This window comes from Alcanivorax sp. 97CO-5 (assembly GCF_000524665.1).
GTDB classification, from domain to species: Bacteria; Pseudomonadota; Gammaproteobacteria; order Pseudomonadales; family Alcanivoracaceae; genus Alcanivorax; species Alcanivorax borkumensis.
This window is the reverse complement of sequence record NZ_KI965888.1, coordinates 39,084-57,550: the sequence shown is the minus strand read 5'-3', so window position 1 is coordinate 57,550 and position 18,467 is coordinate 39,084. Positions and strand designations below refer to the sequence as shown.

The following is an 18,467-nucleotide window of genomic DNA, read 5'->3' as shown; positions in this document are numbered from 1 at the left end:
TCTATGCTTGGAGCTCTGAGAAAGCCCATTCACGTGTGTGGTAACGCGCGCGACAAGGAGAGCAATATGAAAGCTGTCGTTCTGGCTGTAACGGGCCTAGCCTTGGTTCTGGCAGGTTGTAGTTCCTCGTACGACAACAATTACCCCATGGGTTTGCCGGAGGACACCCTCACCTGCCCGGATGATCCACCGCAAGTGTGTACACAGGACTATCGCCCAGTATTTGGTTATGACTATCAAGGCGGTATTCTGGGTGAATATTCCAATGCCTGCGTTGCCTGTGCTACCTATGGAGTGGCATACACCTCGCAAAAAAGCGATCCGAATATGCCAGGGCCGGTGTCCAGTCCTACCACGCCGGGCAAAGGTGGAGTGGCGCCTGCTGCGCCGTCGCGTTATTAATTCAGTTTGACCCGAGGTCGTCTTGGCAAATCCCTTAACCTTGCTACTGGACTTTGACGACCAGTATCGCCGCGATGTGGACCAGAACCATGGCTTCCTGCATCGTCGCGACCGGCGTTTTGCTCAGCAGCAACAAGAACACCGGCAACCGCTCACCATAACCGCTTGGCTGGACTCGTTGCACGCCCTCAATGGGCAGCGGCAGGTGGCCAGCGATGCCGATCCGCGTCTACGCCGCTGGCGTCAGGCCCGTTGGTTGTTTGCTGGCCTGGGGGCGATGCTCGGCGTGGCCTTCATGTTAGGGCTGCTCTATTACGATGGGGGTCGGCAGATCAATGTGACTCTGCTGGTCGCATTGGTCGGTCTGCAAGGGTTACTGGCTTTGTTCACCAGTGTGCAGGCCTGGTTTGGCTGGCAGCCCTGGCGTGCCCTGTTCGGCCCCAGGGGCGATGATGACAGTGCGTTGGCACCGTTGCGCCCGGCGCTATCCGCTCGAGTAGCCCATACCGGTGGGTTGGCGTTTGCCTTCAGTGGTCTGCTGACGCTGCTGTTGATGGTGCTGGTGCAAGACCTAGCGTTTGGTTGGAGTACCACTCTGCAAGCATCCGCCGCGGGTTATCATCAGTGGATCGCTATTCTGGCGCTGCCGTGGCAAGCCCTGTGGCCTGAGGCCGTTCCATCGCAGGCGCTGGTGGAAGCTTCTCAGTTTTACCGACTACAACAGAGTAGTGGGGTGAGCAATCCAGCCTTACTGGGCACTTGGTGGCCGTTCGTATTGATGCTGTGGCTGGTTTATGTGCTGCTGCCTCGCTGGGTATTGCTGATGCTGGCGACACTGCAATTACGCTGGCAGGCACACGCCGCTTTGCGTGCCCATCCTGGCTGGCAGCCGTTGCATTATCGTTTTGACACGCCTTGGGTGGACACCCGTGGCGATGATGAGGGGCAAGTAGCCCCTGCTCCGGCCAAAATATTTCTGTCACCACTTCCTGCCAGCGCCACTCTGATTCATTGGGCCGGCGCGGGCATGAACTCTTCGCTATTACGTGCCGCTCTGTCGGCAGATCCGGCTCCCTTACAGTTACGGGCCGGCGGCAACAGTAGTCTTGAGGAAGATGCTCGGGTGTTGGCGCAAGCAGGTCAATCCGGACAGCCGGTGATTCTGGTGGCCCGTGGTTGGGAGCCACCTACCGGTGAGCTAAGTGACTTTATTTTTGATGCCCGAGAACAAGGCGTGACGGCGTTGCTGGCGCTGGTGCCGTTGGCCGATGAAGAGGGTGCGGCGTTGGCCGACCCGCAGTTGCTGGCGCAGTGGCAACGCTTTGTGGGTCGCCAGCGCGACAGCCAGCTACTGCTGTGCGCTCCACGCGCTGATGCCCAATGACGCCGGTCTGATGTCATAGCCGCAGACAGCTCTTCACTTTTCAACAGCCTGTTTAAGTGGCAGCCAATACTCAATAACGCTGAAAACGCCATGGACGATAACGGTAAAACAGAGAACCTCGATGGGCGCTGCACTGGCATTGCCGAGCCACGCTTTGCTGTAGTGGGCCACCCCAATAAGGGTAAATCCAGTGTAGTGGCGACCCTAGCTCAGAACGACAGCATTGCCATTGCTATGGAGCCGGGAACCACCCGCGATAGCCACCGTTATCCGATGAAAGTGGATGACGTGACGCTATATGAATTGATCGATACCCCGGGCTTTCAGCGGCCCCGCAAGGTGTTGGCCTGGCTGCAGGGGCACAGCCTTTCTGCCTCGGACCGGCCAGACACGGTGGCGGCTTTTGTGACACAACACCGTGATGATCCTCGCTATCACGATGAATGTGAATTGCTGCGGCCCATTGTGGAGGGGGCGGGTATCATCTACGTGGTGGATGGCTCGGTGCCCTATAACCGTGAGCATGAAGCGGAAATGAATATACTGCGCTGGACTGGTCGGCCCAGTTTGGCGCTGATCAATCAGATCGGCCCGGACGATCACAGCGCCGCTTGGGAGGCTGCACTGGGGCAATATTTCCAGATTGTGCGTCGCTTCGACGCGGTGGGTGCCCCCTTCGAAAAACACCTAGACTTGTTGCGCAGCTTTGGCCAGTTAGCCCCACACTGGCGCGAGCCGCTGGATGCGGCGCTGGAATATTTGCAAGCGCTCAAGTTTGGTCGCGACAGCCAAGCGCTGGAATGTATTGCCGACGCGTTAATTGGCATGCTCGGCCATCAGGAAACCGCCCGGCTGGGGGAATTTGAGAGCGCCGAACCCTTGCTGCCTAAGCTGCAGCAACGCTGGCAGGCCTGGCAGCGCGAGCGCGAGCAGCGTTTGCGAGGAGCGGTGGAAGATCTGTACCAGCACCGGCGCTTGCAGCGTCAGGAGGACACGCTGGTGACCCCGGAAGGCGGCGATCTTTTCAGTGAGCGCACCCGGCAGTTGTGGGGCATCAGCAAGAATCAGCTGGCTGCGGCAGGCTTCGGTGCTGGCGCCGTGGGCGGCGCTGGAATCGATGCCATGGCGCTGGGCCATTCACTGGGCGCCGGGGCACTCATTGGTGGGCTATTGGGTGCCGCCGGGAGCTATTACTACAGCGGCAAACTCACCAAACTAAAATTCGGCCCGCTTAGCGGCGGTTTCCGCGAAGCAGTCTACGGCCCCTTGAGAGACCCACAGTTTGCTTATGTGGTGCTGGGCCGGGCGTTGGTGCACTGGTACCAAGTGAGCCAGCGCAACCATGCTGGCCGTGATGTGCTGGTGGTAACCGGTGCCGATGACCACTGGCTGGGGCAGATGGAACGAAGCCATCGTAATGGCCTGCAAAAGAGCTTGCAGGCGCTCGCTCAACGCCGCTTTGAACCCAGCAAGCGCCAGCGGCTGATCGAACAGTTGGAGTGGGCTCAGCAGGCGTTTGCCCAGTGGCAGTTGCAAGCGTTCCAGACGACGGATGAAACGACCACAGATTAACCCTTTTAAATCAACCGGGCAGATGCAAGTCCTCTATTGCGAGGACGTTTCTACAAATAAATAGTTCATTTGTGTAATATTTATTTGTAGAATAAATGAACTGAGTTCATGGCCATTTAGGAAAACGCGTGACCCGCTTCGACGCTACTGAAAATCGCATTAGCCTGACCCATAAGCGCTTCCCTGCCTACCCTCGCGAACCAGCCATGCTGGTGCGATTGATGAAAGCCATATCCCAGCATGTACATGACTCTGCCAATGTGTTGCTGCGCGAGTATGGGCTTAATCATACCGACTACAATGTGTTGATGATGCTGTACGGCTGCGAGCAACAAGGGATGACTGTCACCCAGCTGCGCGATGCGGCGGCGGAAAAGTCCGCCAACGTGACCCGAGTGTGCAATATTCTCTGCGAGCGGGGGTGGATCGCTCGTTTTGCGGACCCCCAGGACCGGCGCCGAGTGCTGGTTTCCCTGACCACGGAAGGAGAAAAGTTGGTAGAACAGTTTCTGCCCTCCATGGCGTCCTTGTTAAACCAGTACGGGGCCGCATTTGATGCACAAGAAATCGCGGTACTGGAAACGTTGTTGAAGCGGTTACTGGGAGTGGCCGAGCAGATCGAACGGAATCTGTGAGCGCGTTGTCATGAAGGCCGAGAACCAAGCTGCGCTTTCTAAACCTTTGCTGATTGGCCTGCTGCGCGAAGCCGGGCTGGATTGGCTGTATGTGGGTAAAGTACTGCTGGCCATCTTTATGGGCGGCGGGTTGGCGATGCGGCTAGATTTGCAGCAGCCGGCCACTACTATGTTGACGGTGGCGCTGGTGATGCACCCGGCCAGTGGCATGGTGCTGGCAAAGAGTTTCTATCGCGCGGTGGGCACCTTGGTCGGTTGTGGCGCGGCCATTGCGCTGGTGGGGCTGTTCCCCCAGCAGCGTGAACTGTTGTTGGTGGGTATGGCCCTGTGGATTGGCCTGTGTGCGGCGGGGGCCTCCCTGTATCGCAACTTTATGTCCTACGGGTTTGTGTTGTCCGGCTATACCGTGGCCATTGTGGTGTTGCCGGTGGTGCAACATCCGCAGGCGTTATTTGATTCGGCGGTAATGCGGGTCAGTGAAGTGATGCTGGGCATCCTGGTGGCTGGGCTGGTGGGCGATGTGCTGTTCCCCCAGCGGTTACGCATGGCGCTGCGTCAGCAATTATCTGGACAATACAGCGGCTTTCTGGCTTTTGTGCGCGGCAGTTTAGGCGGCGTGTTGGGCCGGGATGCTCTGGAAAACGCCCATATGCGTTTTGTCGGTGAGACCATTCAGGTAGAAAACCTACGCAGTTCCGTGGTGTTCGAAGATGCCGGGGTGCGAGCACACAGTCCGCGGCTACGCCAGCTTAATCAGCGCTTTATGGAGGTCTCCACCAGCTATCAGACCCTGCACCACCTGATGAACCGTATGCATGCACCCCATCATCACGATACCCGCCAACGATTGATGCAGTTATGCGAGTTTGCCGCGACTGCCCTAGAGGATGATTGCGAACCAGATCCGGCTGCCGCAGCGCGGTTATCGCAAGCGCTGCAGAAGGCTGAGCGGGAATTGCCCGGCAAAATCAGTGAGCAGCGGCAGGGCCTCACTTCACCCCGCGAACGGCTGGATTTTGATACCGGAGCAGAGTTGCTTAGCCGTTGCCTACAAGAGCTGCAGGCCTATGTGCAGGCCTATGCGCTATTGCGCCGCCCCGGCGTGCCCACGGCCGCTCAGAAAGAGGTGGTGTTTCAGCACGGAAATGACCACCTCGGCGCGCTGATGTGCGGCGTCCGTGCCACGGTCACAATGTTGGTGATGGGCAGTTTCTGGATTATGTCCGGCTGGGTGCATGGCGGTAGTGCCATGATGTTGGCGACTATTTTCACTGGCATGTTTGCCAGTGCGCCAAATCCATCGGCGGTAGTGCGACAGATTACTCTGGGCTTCGCCACCGGCATGCCGCTGGCCTTCCTCTGCCAGTTTATGGTGCTCACTCACATGGATGGCTTTGTGTTGATGGTGGCGGGAACATTGCCGTTTCTGCTCATCGGGTTGTACCTGACGACCCGCCCGACGTTGGCGGGCTACGGGACCGGCTTCGTGCTCAGTTTTATTTACCTGTTGAATCTGCATAGCCCGATGACCTTTGATCCTGTGTATGTGGTCAACGAAGGCATTAGCCAAATTGTTGGGGTGCTGGCGGTGGCGGTGGCATTCAGTTTGTTTGGCAATGCCTCCAGCAACCGTTGGTTACGTAACCGCCTGTTGCGCCAGCTGCGCTCTCAGGTTGCCCGTGCCTGTGAGTTACCGTTGCCAGGGCTGCGAGACCGCGTTGAAAGTGCCACCCGGGACCTGTTCATGCAGATTATGGTGCATGCCGGCCCGCGAGCCCGTGACTGGCTGGCCTGGGCATTGTCGGTACATGAAACCGGCCGGGCGGTGGTGGAATTACGTCGTTTGCAGGCCTCGCTGCCGGACACTCAGCAGGGCGTGGTTGGCGCGGTGCTGGAGGCGTTTGCGGCGCTGTATCGCAGTGATGAGGGCAAGCAAGAAAGCGCCCGTCAGCGGGCATTGCGGGCGCTGGATACGGCCATGGCGGCGGTGTCTGACCGCCCTGCCCTGCGTCAGCTCCATCTATTGCGCTTGGCTTTGCTGGATATCGACTCGGTGTTGGCTGCGCCTTTATCCCCTTATTTATCTTCATATCAGGAGGCGGCGACGGATGCCCCGTGAAATTGCGCTGTTGGATGCGTTAGTGCCCAGCCTGTTGCTGGTGTTCGTGATTAGCTTGCTGCTGCAGTGGGCGGTGGACTGGGTAGGCGGTCGCTATGGGCTGTACCGCTATGTCTGGCATCCGCCCCTGTTCCGGGTGGCTGTATTTTTCTGCTGTTTTGGTGGCCTAGGTTTGCTGGCCATGCAGTAAAGGAGTGAAAACAATGAAAACCCAATCCCTGATCCGGGCTTCGGTAACGCTGCTGACAGTGGCGTTGGCCTCCCTGCTGGCTTGGGCCTTGTGGCAGCACTATATGTATTCCCCCTGGACCCGCGATGGCCGGGTGCGGGCACGGGTGGTGCAGGTAGCGCCGGATGTATCGGGGTTAGTTACGGAGGTGCCGGTGGCGGATAACCAGGCCGTGCAGCGGGGCGACTTGTTGTTCGTGATCGACCGTAGCCGTTACCAGAATGCCTTGCTGCAAGCGCAAGCGGATCAGCAGGCCGCTGAGGCCGCAGCACGGGCAGCCGGTGCCGATATTCGTGCCGCTCAAGCCAGTGCTGCCAAAGCGCGGGCGGAATTTGCCATGCGTCAGGCGGAATCCCGCCGCCGTGATCGGATTGCCGAGGCGGTCTCCAGAGAAGTGCGTGACAACGCTCACAGCAGTGCCGAGGCAGCCGAGGCCCAATTGCAGGCTGCCCAGGCCAGCCATCAGCGGGCCACGGCCGGTCAGCAGCAGTTATTGGCTCGGCTTCAGCAGGCCAATGCGGCGTTGGCGTTGGCGCAACTGAATCTGGAGCGTACGGAAGTGCGTGCTCCGGTGGACGGTTACGTCACTAACCTGGCGTTGTATCCGGGCGACTACGCCCATGCCGGACAGGCCCGTATGGCGTTGATTGATAGACACGATTTCTGGGTGTATGGCTATTTCGAGGAAACTAAACTGCCGAATGTGCATGTGGGGGATCCGGTGCAGGTGCGCCTGCTTAGTGGCATCCGTGCCAATGGCAAGGTGCATAGTATCGCCCACGGAATCGCTGATCGGGATAACCCCACCGGTGCCGATCTACTGGCGGATGTGAATCCTACCTTTAACTGGGTGCGGCTGGCCCAACGAGTGCCAGTAAGGGTGTCGATTGATGCAGATAGCCTGCCCGAAAACACGGTGCTGGCTGCTGGCATGACCGCTACGCTGACCCTGAATCCCTCTTGAACGGAGCAGATAAAGGGTAGAAAACAGAGCAAAGGCAGATAATTGCACGCCGCTGAGTCGGTAAAATCGCCCTGATAGCGGGTAAGTGAAGTTCATTCATTGCGTCCACATTGGGTGGAGGTGAGCATGATACGATCATACGAGGGCGTGTCATGTTACCCGAAGAAATCAAACACAAATTGGCTATTTTGTCCCGTCCCGCCTGGCGCCCTCGAGTGGGGCCGGCGGTGCCAGGTGCGCGCTCCAAATTTGGCGGCCTGCCGCTGCTGAAAAAGGACGAAGCTTGGCCATGCTGCGGCCACTGCCACCAGCCTATGCAGTTGTTTGTGCAGCTTGATTCGCTGGATTTGCCGGTCGAGGCCCGCAGCGCATTCGGTGATGGTGTGTTGCAGGTGTTTTACTGTACTAACGGGGAGGAAGATTGCGAGGTACTGGGGCATGCGCACCTGCCATTCTCTGATGTCACGTTGGTGCGAGTCATTCCCCGCCAGCAAGCCGATGGTTTTGATGCCCTACCGCAAGCCATTCCCGATGCGTTTGTTGAGCAAGCATTGACTGGCTGGCAGTGCATGACGGATTTTCCCGACCGGCAGGAAATGACTGCGATTAATGATGATGTTCCGGAAGCTATGCTCGCCTTACTTCAAGCTCACCGCCCTACTCCGCGTCCGGGTGACAAGTTTCTCGGTTGGCCTAACTGGGTAAGCGAGGTAAGTTACCCACTATGTTCCTGTTGCGAAAAACCGATGAAATTTATTTTTCAGCTGGACTCCGCAGACACCCTTCCCTTTTGGTTTGGTAATAGCGGTTGTGCCTATGTATTTCAGTGTGAAAGCAACCCAAAGGTATTAACTATGAGTTGGATAAGTCGACCATAGTTTCGAAAATTTTGAATTAATTTTTTCCCCTTTCTTTGCGGTATTTCTGCGGAGAAATACCCATCATTTTTTTGAAAAGACGAGAAAAATAATAAGGATCGTCATGGCCCAGCTGCAGAGCAATAGTCGCTACGCTATCGTCGCTGATATCAAGAAGATAGCAGGCGTGGCTGACTTTAATGCGCTGGAATGCCTGCATGGGGGTTTGTCCAGTCTGGCGTTTGTACTCGCGAATAAAATGGTAACGGGACAAATCGCTAGTGGCGGTAATTAAGTCGTCTAGGCTGAGTCGCCGGTCGATCGCCGTTTGCAGATAACTGTTTACTCGGGTTACATCTAGAGTGGCATGGCGGACCTGGTGCTGGCGGCGCATCAAGGAGGCGTAGGCAAGCAGGCTACGCAACAGATTGGCCGCATAAACCAGATGCTCGGGTTGCGCGTTGGTGGCAGCCGCCATCAACGCTTGAAAATCTTCCGCTAGACGTGAATGTACGCCGACCCTAACCCTGCGAATGCCTCCGTCAGGTTGGCCGGCAATCTCGTCGAAATACCGTTGAACCTCATGCCCACCCAGGTGCACCCAGTAAATACTCCAGGGTTGCTGTGGATTGGCGTGGTAACGGTGAGCCAAGCCCGCGGGTAACAGCAATAGATCACCGGCCTCAACAGGTTGGCTTTGGCCCCCGTAAGCCAGTTCTCCAGCACCGGACACACAATAAATTAGTAGATTATCTGCGGGTCGCTGGCGTTCCATTCGATGCCCGCTGGCCTGGGGATAAAAGCCCACCCCGTGGGGCATACAGCCGGAACAAAGCGGATGATCGCGGACGCTGGAAAGCACCGAAGGCGGAATGACCGTACGCTGTCCTCTGGCAGGTAATGGCCAGTGAGAAGTTTTGGTAGTAGGTTGTTCTACGATTTCCATAAACAGCAATATAGTCTATCTCTAGTCAAATGTGGCTATCTGCATGACAGACTAGCTGTGCTAAAACTGAAATCATGCTTTAACGCAGACATGCTTCACGCTGGCGCCCCCAGCTCTGAGCCCGATAACCTGGACCCCGAAAAGAATGGAGACCCCCGATGGCCCACCAATTACCTTTGCTGATTAATGGCGAATTTGTTGCCAGCCAAACTGACCAGTGGATTGCGGTAACCAACCCGGCCACCCAGCAGACGCTGTGCGAAGCCCCGGCGGCCACCGCCGAGGAAATGGAGCAGGCCATTGCGGCGGGCAAGGCGGCCTTCCAAACCTGGAAAGAGGTGCCGGTGTCGGAGCGAGCGCGCTTGATGCTGCGCTATCAGGCGCTGCTGAAAGAACATCACGATGAGATTGCCGAGATTCTCAGCCAGGAAACCGGCAAAACCTTTGAGGATGCCAAGGGCGACGTTTGGCGTGGCATCGAGGTGGCAGAACAGGCCGCTAACATCGCGTCGCTGATGATGGGCGAAACCGTGGAGAACGTGGCGCGTAGCATCGATACCCACTCCTGGACCCAGCCTTTGGGAGTATGCGCGGGGATTACCCCGTTCAACTTCCCGGCCATGATTCCCCTATGGATGTTCCCACTGGCCATCGCCGCCGGTAATACCTTTGTGCTCAAGCCTTCCGAGCAAGATCCAATGACGCCGAATCGACTGGCAGAGTTATTTCAAGAGGCTGGCGCAGCGCCAGGCTTGTTACAGGTGGTGCACGGCGGTAAGGAGCAGGTCGATACGTTGCTTAAGCATCCTGATATTAAAGCGGTATCGTTCGTGGGTTCCGTGCCGGTGGGGCAGCACGTGTACCGCACCGCAACCGACAACATGAAGCGCGCGCAGTGCTTCGCCGGCGCTAAAAATCACATGGTGATCATGCCGGATGCCAACAAGGAACAGGTTGTTAGTAGCCTGGTGGGTTCTTCTTGTGGGGCTGCGGGTCAGCGCTGCATGGCGATCAGTGTGGCGGTGTTCGTGGGCGATTCAAAAGCCTGGATCGATGAGCTGGCCAGCCAGTTTGCTCAAATTCGTCCGGGGGCATGGAATGACCCGGAAGCGGCCTATGGCCCGCAGATCAGCCCGGCCGCCAAACAGCGAGTGCTGAGCATGATTGAACAGGGCAAAAAAGAAGGCGCTACCTGTTTGCTGGATGGATCAGATTGCACCGTGGAAGGTCTGCCAGACGGTAACTGGGTTGGCCCAACGTTATTCACCGATGTGACTACCGACATGGCAATTTACCGGGAGGAAATTTTTGGCCCGGTGTTGTGCTGCGTTTGTGTGGACTCACTAGAAGAAGCCTTGGAGCTGGTTAACAGCAGTCCCTATGGCAATGGTACTTCCATTTTTACCGCCAACGGCGCTGCGGCACGTAAATATCAGCACCAAGTAGAAGTCGGGCAAGTGGGTATCAATGTGCCGATTCCTGTGCCGCTGCCCTTCTTCAGCTTCACGGGATGGAAGGGCTCTTTCTATGGTGATCAACACGCTTATGGCAAGCAAGGCGTGCGTTTTTATACGGAAACCAAGACGGTTACTAGCCGCTGGTTTGACTCCGATATCCCGGTTGCTGCGGGACCCAATATGAGCATCAACTTGAAGTAAAAGATTGAAAGTGTCGGGCGTTTATTTGAAAACGTAATGAAGGTTTCTAATGAGAAATTGTTTTCTGAAAAACGCCCGTGTTATTGAACGCTCAACTAACGTGTTGAGTATGAGTTATAGAAAATAACGGCGAGAAAAACTGTGGATTTTTCTTTTACTGAAGAGCAGCAAGCGTTCCGCGAAACGGCGAGACAATTTTCTGAAAAAGAATTCTCTCCCTATGCCGCCGAATGGGATGCAAAAAGCTATTTTCCAAAGGACGCCATTCGTAAAGCTGGAGAGTTAGGTTTTTGCGCTCTCTATTGTGATGAAGAGCATGGTGGCATGGGTTTGTCCCGTCTCGATGCTGCATTGATTTTCGAACAATTGTCACAAGGGTGTACTTCGACTACGGCCTTTATCACCATTCATAACATGGCTACCTGGATGTTGACCCGCTTCGGTAACGATGCGACACGGTCGCGCTGGGCCGAAGGCCTAATGAGTGGCGAAAAGCTGGCTTCCTATTGCCTCACTGAACCGAATGCAGGTTCGGACGCTGCGGGACTTTCGACTACGGCAAAAAAGGATAACGGCGACTATGTATTGAATGGTGCCAAGGCCTTTATTTCCGGCGCTGGAGATACCGATGTGCTGGTATTGATGGCGCGCACGGGTGGCCCTGGTGCTGGCGGAGTTTCCTGTTTTGCTGTGCCCGCAGATGCGCCAGGGGTTAGCTATGGGCGCAACGAGGCCAAGATGGGCTGGAAAAGTCAGCCCACCCGAGCGGTCATCCTGGAGGATGTGCGAATCCCGGCGGAGTGCCTGATCGGTGAAGAAGGGCAGGGCTTCAAGATTGCCATGGGCGGGTTGGATGGTGGCCGCATCAATATTGCCAGCTGTTCACTAGGTGCCGCTCAGGCAGCGCTACATCAGGCGCAGCAATATGTGCAGGAACGTAAACAATTTGGTCAGGCCATTAGCGATTTTCAGACGGTGCAATTCACCCTGGCAGACATGGCAACGGAACTGGTAGCGGCACAGCAGATGGTACGCCTGGCTGCCTGGAAACTGGATCAAAACCACAGCGATAAGAGCATGCTGTGCGCCATGGCCAAGCGGATGGCTACGGATCTGTGTTTCAACGTCTGCAACCACGCGCTGCAACTGCATGGGGGGTACGGCTATATCACTGAGTATCCGTTGGAGCGCTACCTGCGTGATGCGCGGGTGCATCAGATTCTGGAAGGCACCAATGAAATCATGCGCGTGATTATTGCGCGCAATGTGCTAAAAGATTTGTCGTTTCTTTAAGTAATCAATCACCGTAAGAGTGACTCTCCAGCTGCGAGCCAGCTGGTGAAAGCGGGGTTAGTTTCTTTGCGGCTCAAGCGACGCTCTTACCACTGCAACAAAACAAGGGAGAGATAACAATGAAAGTCGCATTCTTTGGTGTTGGCCATATGGGTGGGCCCATGGCGGCCAACCTGATTAAGGCTGGTCATCAGGTCACTGTCTTTGATCTGGTTCCAGAGCTGCTCAACGGTGCCGTGAAAGAAGGTGCGCAAGCGGCCAGTAGTGCAGCGCAAGCGGTGCAGGGAGCGGAGGTTGTTGTCAGCATGCTGCCCTCTGCCGGTGCCGTGCGCGGACTTTACCTGGGCGACGATGGCGTACTGCAACAGATTGATGAAAGCGCACTGATTATCGACTGTTCCACCATCGATGCGGATACTGCCCGTGACGTGGCAAGCATAGCCAAAGAGCAAGGCAGGGTGATGATTGATGCGCCTGTATCTGGCGGTGTGGGTGGAGCCAAGGCCGGGACGTTGACCTTTATCTGCGGTGGGCCGCAAGCGGCGGTGGATCGTGCTCGTCCGGTTCTAGAATGCATGGGTGCACAGGTATTTCGTGCCGGCGATAATGGCGCAGGTCAGTTAGCAAAAATATGCAATAATATGTTGCTGGCCATCCATATGATCGGTACCGCAGAAGCGCTACAAATGGGCGTGGATCATGGGCTCGATCCAGCGGTGTTATCCGATATTATGAAAGCCAGCTCTGGTGATAACTGGTCACTGGATAAGTACAACCCCTGGCCCGGGGTGATGGAAAATGTGCCGTCGTCGAAAAATTATGAAGGCGGTTTCGCGGTAAAGCTTATGAACAAAGATCTGGGTTTGGCATTACAAGCCGGTCTCAGCAGCCAGTCCGCCACGCCCATGGGTAACTTGGCGAAAAGCCTATATGCCGCTCATGGTAATCACGGCTACTCAGATAAGGACTTTTCCAGTATCCAAGCTTTTTTTCAGCATAAAAACGACTGACTGGCTATGGGCCGCAGAGCTCCCACAGCCAGCGTTTTTTAATGATCGCTGGGCTGCCATAGTTGATTTGGTGTGTGGCATAGGAAACTGGGCCGAGGTTTCTTTGCCGCATACGGAGCCTGGCAGGCATTGTCCTGTCGGTTGAATACGAAGAAGACATTGCTACGTGGATCCGGTGCCATATTGGCATTAGAACCATGCAGCGTATTACAGTCGAACAACAGCAGGCTGCCCGCGGGGCCCGTGGGCGCCTCAATGCCGTTTCTATTGATCATTGCGCTCAGGGCATCTTCTGGCGGCACACCAATTTGCTGCTTCTTCAGCGACTGCTTGTGATGTTCGTCTGGCGTTTCTCCTATGCAGGGAATGAAATGCTGATGGGATCTGGGAATCAGCATTAGTGGGCCATTGAACGTGTGGTTATCAGTAAGAATGATTGAGGCACTTACCGCGTGCATGGCTGGCATGCCGTCCTCGGCGTGCCAAGTTTCAAAGTCAGAATGCCAATTAAAGCCTTTACCTTTGAACCCTGGCTTATAGTTAATGCGTGATTGGTGAATATAATTTTCACCTCCCAATATTTGCTTCACCCGATCGGTTAGGCGTGGGTCACGGGCCAGTCTTTGGAAAGCGCGATGTAAAAAGTGTACCGCAAAGACAGAACGAATCTCCTGGCTGTCAGGTTCGGTAATTGTGAAAGAGCGATTTCGATAGTCATTACGATTGAGAAGCTCGCTCATGGCGTTAGAAAGCGCGTTCACTTCATCGCTGTGCAAAAAACCGCGTTCGAACAGAAAGCCGTTCTGCTCAAAGTTATCAAGTTGTGATTGGGAAAGCGGCCCAGGAAGATGGCGGCCTTTCACCGTATGCTCCTGACGCTTGTACCAAGGTTGGTCCGGGTGTTGATGTAACCGGGTGGGATAAGGATCGGTTTGTATCGATGCAGGGCAAGTTAGGTTCTGCGCTGACATCAAATCACCTCCGTCATTCTTTCAGAAATCAGCATTTACCTTGCGCTAAGGTTTCTTGTTTCTCCTATGTAAATTAAAGACCAATATGTGATTGGTCGGATAAGATGACGGTAAGGACGATGAAATGATTTTCAACCCTAATTTATTTCAGGTCCCAGCCGGTCATCATTATCGGTAAGTGGCGTTTACTTGCTCAAGCCCCCATAGCTTGCCGGCACAACGGTTCATTATTAGCTTATGCAAACGCATAGGGGTCATGCTGCTCAATGATCTTCGGGGGGCTTTTTATCCATTCCTATAATAAATATGTTGATGAGCATTCGGGCTATAACGATTAAAACGTCAAAGAAGATTAAATGTCTGAGTGGTTATGAGCCAAGTCAGTGCTCAGTTTGATACGGTGAAAGTGAAAGGTCGTACAACACACCAACCATGGATGAGGTATCAATTATGCTTGGATGGGCTCTCACATTTCTTGTCGTAGCAATTATTGCTGGCGTACTCGGCTTTGGTGGTATCGCTTCCGGCGCGGCATCCATTGCCAAAATTATTTTCTTTATCTTTCTGGCACTGCTGGTCATTAGCCTGGTCGTCAATGCGCTGAAAGGGCGTGGTCCGAAAGTGTGACAGCGTTATTACCAGTGGGTGAGGGCTGCGCCTATCACTCACTGGACATCGGCCTCTAGAAGTGAATAACTATGCGCTGTGGCACTCTTATAAGGCTTAGATTATAGAGTTGTTCACTAAGGTGACCGGTTATTGTCATAACCGCATCGCTATAACAACGACGGCTGTGCTGTCAGCGTTCCATCACAGTAATCCCGCAGGGTTTGATTAATTTCACTTTGAGTGTTCATCACGAAGGGGCCATATTGCACTATCGGCTCCCCCAGCGGCTTGCCTGACAGCAATAACAGACGCGCCCCCCTTTTTCCTGCTACTAGCTTTACATTATCACCATCGGTCAAGGTGGCTAGATGATGGGTTTCCACGGTCTCCCCGCTCACCTCTATGCGACCTTCGAACAGATACACAAAGGCGTTATGGCCCCGCGCCAGTGGCACGGTAAGGTTTTCTCTCGGGCGCAGTACCACATCTAGATATAACGGATCGGTTTGGCCGCCTTTCATTGGAGCACTGAGCGTTTGCTCGGCAATCGTCACTTCACCGGCAATGGCTTTGATCTGCCCACCACTGGCCAGATCCAACCGCGGCATCTCTGTATCAGCAATATCTCGATACGTTGCCGGCTTCATTTTTTCCGCTGCGGGCAAGTTAATCCACAGTTGAAAACCGCGTAACAAACCGTTTTCCTGTTGTGGCATTTCTTCATGGATAATACCGCTTCCAGCGGTCATCCATTGCACGCCACCCTGTTTGAGATCCCCTTCGTTTCCTAGGTGATCTCGGTGACGCATATGGCCTTCCACCAAATAGGTCACCGTTTCAAATCCCCGATGCGGATGCGGCGGAAAGCCGGCAATATAATCGTCGGGATTGTCGGAGGAAAACGCATCGAGCATCAGAAACGGGTCCAAACGCATGAGAGGGGTATATCCCAGTGCGCGCTTCAGCTTAACGCCAGCACCATCGGATGTATCCATTGCGCGAAACGTATTAAGAATGCTGCGTTCCATAAGAACCTCCTAAACTTAATGGCAGAAGCCGACATCTCGCCAAAACATCACCTTTGTCCCGCCGGTGTCAGACGTGGACAATCTCTCGCTTTCCCAACGGCTCGCGGCCGTGTGGCGAGTTCCAGTCCAGCTGCGGGCCGATGGAAATAATCCCATGGGGGTTGATGGTCGGGTGGCTGCGAAAATAGTGGTGACGAATATGTGCTAAGTTCACCGTTTCGGCCACGCCGGGAAGCTGATAAATGTCTTTTAGTAAGCCCTGTAAATTTGGATAATCGCTGATCCGTTGCCGGTCGCACTTGAAGTGCGTGACATACACCGGGTCAAAGCGAACCAGGGTGGTCCACAGCCGAATATCTGCTTCTGTTAAGGTATTGCCTACCAGGTAACGCTGTTTGCTCAACCGCTCCTCTAATACATCGAGTCGCTTGAATAAGGCCTCTACCGCATCGTCGTAGGCGTCCTGACGGGTAGCGAAACCGGCCTTGTACACGCCGTTGTTAACGTCGTGATAAATGCCTTCGTTGATCGTTTCGATATCTGCTTGTAATGCTTCAGGGTAGTAATCGCCCGCGGTAACGCCGAGCTCATCAAAACTGCTGTTAAGCATGCGGATAATATCGGCGGATTCATTGCTGACGATGGTTTCCTGTTGTGTATCCCAGAGTACGGGTACGGTCACCCGACCGGTATAATTGTGATCGGCCTTGAGGTACAACTCATACAGCTTTTTGAAACCATACAATGAATCTCCAGTGGCCCCGTCAAAGTCATCCCGTAGTTCCCAACCGCTCTCCAGCATGAGCGGATGAACCACAGACACACTAATATGTTGCTGCAAACCTTTCAGCGTGCGCATAAGCAGCGTGCGGTGGGCCCACGGGCAGGCATAGGAGACATAAAGATGGTAGCGACCGCTTTGCGCCTGAAAGCCGCCCTCACCACTGGGGCCTGCGCTGCCATCGGCGCTGATCCAGTTACGAAACTGACTCTGCGAGCGCTCGAAACGACCACCGGTACTTTGGGTGTCGTACCACTTATCTTGCCATCTTCCGTCGACTAACAATCCCATGATGCTCTCTCTCTACGTAAATGTGCTTTTGTCTTACCTCAAGTGCTTGCTAGTAGTTCAGAACGCGCCACAGCTAACGCTTTTTCTTTGACGTCGTCGCCCATGTTCAACCCTTCGGCGAATACAAACTCCACATCGGTGATGCCGATAAAACCGAAGAACAATTTGATATATGGAGTGACCGTATCGTTGCTGGTGCCGGCATAGATACCCCCTCTGGCTGCTAGTACCGTTACAGGTTTGTTTTCCAGCAAACCCTGTGGCCCCTTTTCGGTATAACGAAAGGTGATTCCGGCACGGGCTACGTGATCAATCCAACTCTTCAACTGGCTGGGAATGCCGAAGTTGTACATGGGAAGGCCCAGCACAATATGGTCTGCCGCCTTGATCTCATCAATCAGGGCCAAGGAAAACGCGTCGATCGCTTGCTGTTCGTCGGTGCGCTGCGTTGCCGAGGTGAAAAAGGCGCTAACGCGATTACCGTCTAGGTGAGGAATGGGATCTGTAGACAGGTCTCGTACGCGCACCGTAGCTTGCGGATGTTTGGCTTTCAGCGCATCCACCTGCGCATTAACCAGTGCGGAGGAATTACCGTTATCACCAAAGACGCTGCTTTTGATCACCAGAATGTTCATAACCCCAACTCCATTTATTGTGTGGCCGGCCCAGGTGGGCGACAGGATTGTTTCTATGGATCTATTGTGGTTTCAGTAAATACGATATAAAACGGGATAAACCTGCACATTTATCTCAGGAATTTCGATATGTCAGCCAAAATTACACTGGATCAGTGGCAGGCGTTGCTGGCTGTGGTGGATGAGGGAGGCTATGCCAGCGCTGCTGAGGCCCTGAATAAGAGCCAGTCGGCGATTAGCTATGCGGTGCAAAAGATAGAAACCGAGCTGGGAGTGCGCGCCTTCACTCTGGAAGGGCGACGCGCCAAGCTCACTGAAACCGGACAAATGCTGTATCGCCAAGCCAAAGTGCTGGTGGAGGAAGCTAACCGCCTAGAAAGCGCGGCCATTCAGCTCAGTCAGGGTTGGGAGCCGCTGGTACGGGTAACGGCCGACGGGTTATTTCCCCAGCATTGTATGTTGTCCGCGCTGGATGCTTTCGCTCAGCACAGCCCTCTGACACGGGTTGAATACAGTGAGACTATCCTGTCCGGCTCTGATGAAGCGCTGCTGCGCAAGGAGGCCGATGTGGTAGTAGGCGGACGTGTGCCACCAGGTTTTTTTGGCGACCCCCTGATGCGGGTACGTTTTCTGGCCGTGGCAGCTGCCGATCATCCATTGGCCCAGGCTAAGGAGCTGACCCATGAAGATCTTCGCCACCACCGCCAGATCGTGGTTCGTGATTCCGGCAGCCGACGTATTGATTCCGGTTGGCTCGGCGCAGAGCAGCGCTGGACCGTATCTCATGCCTCCACTCGAATGGCAGCAATTCGTCGCGGGCTGGGCTTTGCTTGGGTGCCGGAATCTGAAATGGGTGACGGCCTTGAGACCGGCGCCCTGAAGGTTCTGGCCTTGGATGAAGGAGTAGAGCGCATGATGGACTTGTACCTGATTTATGCTGATGGCCAATACGCAGGCCAAGCCGCCCGTTATCTTGGGGAGCGGATTCGAGATGCTGCTGCCTTGCCTTGTCCGGGGGTGACGGTTTCGGCTCGCTCACCCGCTAATGACGCGCAAAGCGTAAAATAGGGCGCACACGCCAAA

The 18,467-nt window shown here is 55.0% G+C and carries 18 protein-coding genes; 13 read left to right on the top strand and 5 right to left on the bottom strand.

The features are described 5' to 3' along the window. Positions 1 to 66: 66 nt before the first annotated feature. From Y017_RS06320 to Y017_RS06285, 8 genes are all read left to right on the top strand, one after another. The gene (locus Y017_RS06320) at positions 67 to 402 is read left to right on the top strand and encodes a hypothetical protein (RefSeq protein WP_050731490.1); all 336 of its coding nucleotides are present in this window, start codon (positions 67 to 69) and stop codon (positions 400 to 402) included. Positions 403 to 424: 22 nt separating this feature from the next. After that, positions 425 to 1,786 carry a DUF2868 domain-containing protein gene (locus Y017_RS06315; protein WP_035459698.1) on the top strand — a complete coding sequence of 454 codons (1,362 nt, stop codon included), beginning with the start codon at positions 425 to 427 and terminating at the stop codon, positions 1,784 to 1,786. A 90-nt stretch (positions 1,787 to 1,876) separates the two neighbouring features. Further along, complete coding sequence (locus Y017_RS06310) at positions 1,877 to 3,358, top strand: GTPase/DUF3482 domain-containing protein (RefSeq protein ID WP_051428714.1); 1,482 nt, start codon at positions 1,877 to 1,879, stop codon at positions 3,356 to 3,358. 128 nt (positions 3,359 to 3,486) lie between these two features. Continuing rightward, positions 3,487 to 3,993: a MarR family winged helix-turn-helix transcriptional regulator gene (locus Y017_RS06305; protein ID WP_011587312.1), complete on the top strand. Its 507-nt coding sequence runs from the start codon at positions 3,487 to 3,489 to the stop codon at positions 3,991 to 3,993. Positions 3,994 to 4,003: 10 nt separating this feature from the next. After that, on the top strand, positions 4,004 to 6,112 hold the full coding sequence (locus tag Y017_RS06300) for an FUSC family protein (protein WP_035459697.1): 2,109 nt from the start codon (positions 4,004 to 4,006) through the stop codon (positions 6,110 to 6,112). After that, positions 6,102 to 6,302, top strand: coding sequence for a DUF1656 domain-containing protein (locus Y017_RS06295; RefSeq protein ID WP_011587314.1), 201 nt, complete (start codon positions 6,102 to 6,104; stop codon positions 6,300 to 6,302). The genes Y017_RS06300 and Y017_RS06295 overlap by 11 nt, the downstream gene beginning before the upstream one ends. Positions 6,303 to 6,315: 13 nt before the next feature. Continuing rightward, positions 6,316 to 7,305, top strand: coding sequence for an HlyD family secretion protein (locus tag Y017_RS06290; protein WP_035459696.1), 990 nt, complete (start codon positions 6,316 to 6,318; stop codon positions 7,303 to 7,305). Positions 7,306 to 7,457: 152 nt separating this feature from the next. Beyond that, the gene (locus Y017_RS06285) at positions 7,458 to 8,183 is read left to right on the top strand and encodes a DUF1963 domain-containing protein (protein ID WP_011587316.1); all 726 of its coding nucleotides are present in this window, start codon (positions 7,458 to 7,460) and stop codon (positions 8,181 to 8,183) included. Between the two features lie 16 nt (positions 8,184 to 8,199). On the opposite strand, the gene Y017_RS06280 is transcribed toward Y017_RS06285, so the two are convergent. After that, positions 8,200 to 9,108, bottom strand: a complete 909-nt coding sequence (locus Y017_RS06280; protein WP_035459694.1) for an AraC family transcriptional regulator — start codon at positions 9,106 to 9,108, stop codon at positions 8,200 to 8,202. 158 nt (positions 9,109 to 9,266) lie between these two features. Between Y017_RS06280 and Y017_RS06275 the strand changes: the two genes are divergently transcribed. The 3 genes from Y017_RS06275 (at position 9,267) to mmsB (ending at position 13,069) form a co-directional block, all read left to right on the top strand. Then, a complete protein-coding gene (locus Y017_RS06275; protein WP_035459691.1) occupies positions 9,267 to 10,766 on the top strand; it encodes a CoA-acylating methylmalonate-semialdehyde dehydrogenase in 1,500 nt (499 codons plus the stop codon). Between the two features lie 141 nt (positions 10,767 to 10,907). Further along, positions 10,908 to 12,059, top strand: a complete 1,152-nt coding sequence (locus Y017_RS06270; RefSeq protein ID WP_035459686.1) for an acyl-CoA dehydrogenase family protein — start codon at positions 10,908 to 10,910, stop codon at positions 12,057 to 12,059. 119 nt (positions 12,060 to 12,178) lie between these two features. After that, positions 12,179 to 13,069, top strand: a complete 891-nt coding sequence (mmsB, locus tag Y017_RS06265) for a 3-hydroxyisobutyrate dehydrogenase (RefSeq protein ID WP_011587320.1) — start codon at positions 12,179 to 12,181, stop codon at positions 13,067 to 13,069. A gap of 38 nt (positions 13,070 to 13,107) precedes the next feature. Here the strand turns inward: mmsB and thpD are convergent, their stop codons facing one another. Continuing rightward, positions 13,108 to 14,040 (bottom strand): ectoine hydroxylase, encoded by a 933-nt coding sequence (gene thpD, locus Y017_RS06260; RefSeq protein WP_035459684.1) that lies wholly within the window; start codon positions 14,038 to 14,040, stop codon positions 13,108 to 13,110. Positions 14,041 to 14,490: 450 nt separating this feature from the next. Between thpD and Y017_RS15020 the strand changes: the two genes are divergently transcribed. After that, positions 14,491 to 14,667 carry a DUF1328 domain-containing protein gene (locus Y017_RS15020; RefSeq protein WP_011587322.1) on the top strand — a complete coding sequence of 59 codons (177 nt, stop codon included), beginning with the start codon at positions 14,491 to 14,493 and terminating at the stop codon, positions 14,665 to 14,667. Between the two features lie 149 nt (positions 14,668 to 14,816). Here the strand turns inward: Y017_RS15020 and Y017_RS06250 are convergent, their stop codons facing one another. The 3 genes from Y017_RS06250 to Y017_RS06240 form a co-directional block, all read right to left on the bottom strand. Beyond that, positions 14,817 to 15,677, bottom strand: a complete 861-nt coding sequence (locus tag Y017_RS06250; RefSeq protein ID WP_035459682.1) for a pirin family protein — start codon at positions 15,675 to 15,677, stop codon at positions 14,817 to 14,819. 67 nt (positions 15,678 to 15,744) lie between these two features. Then, the gene (locus Y017_RS06245) at positions 15,745 to 16,749 is read right to left on the bottom strand and encodes a glutathione S-transferase family protein (protein WP_011587324.1); all 1,005 of its coding nucleotides are present in this window, start codon (positions 16,747 to 16,749) and stop codon (positions 15,745 to 15,747) included. A gap of 38 nt (positions 16,750 to 16,787) precedes the next feature. After that, positions 16,788 to 17,384, bottom strand: a complete 597-nt coding sequence (locus Y017_RS06240) for an FMN-dependent NADH-azoreductase (RefSeq protein ID WP_011587325.1) — start codon at positions 17,382 to 17,384, stop codon at positions 16,788 to 16,790. Positions 17,385 to 17,513: 129 nt separating this feature from the next. On the opposite strand from Y017_RS06240, the gene Y017_RS06235 reads away from it, so the two are divergent. Beyond that, entirely contained in the window at positions 17,514 to 18,452 is a 939-nt protein-coding gene (locus Y017_RS06235; RefSeq protein WP_011587326.1) for a LysR family transcriptional regulator, read from the top strand. Positions 18,453 to 18,467: the final 15 nt, after the last annotated feature.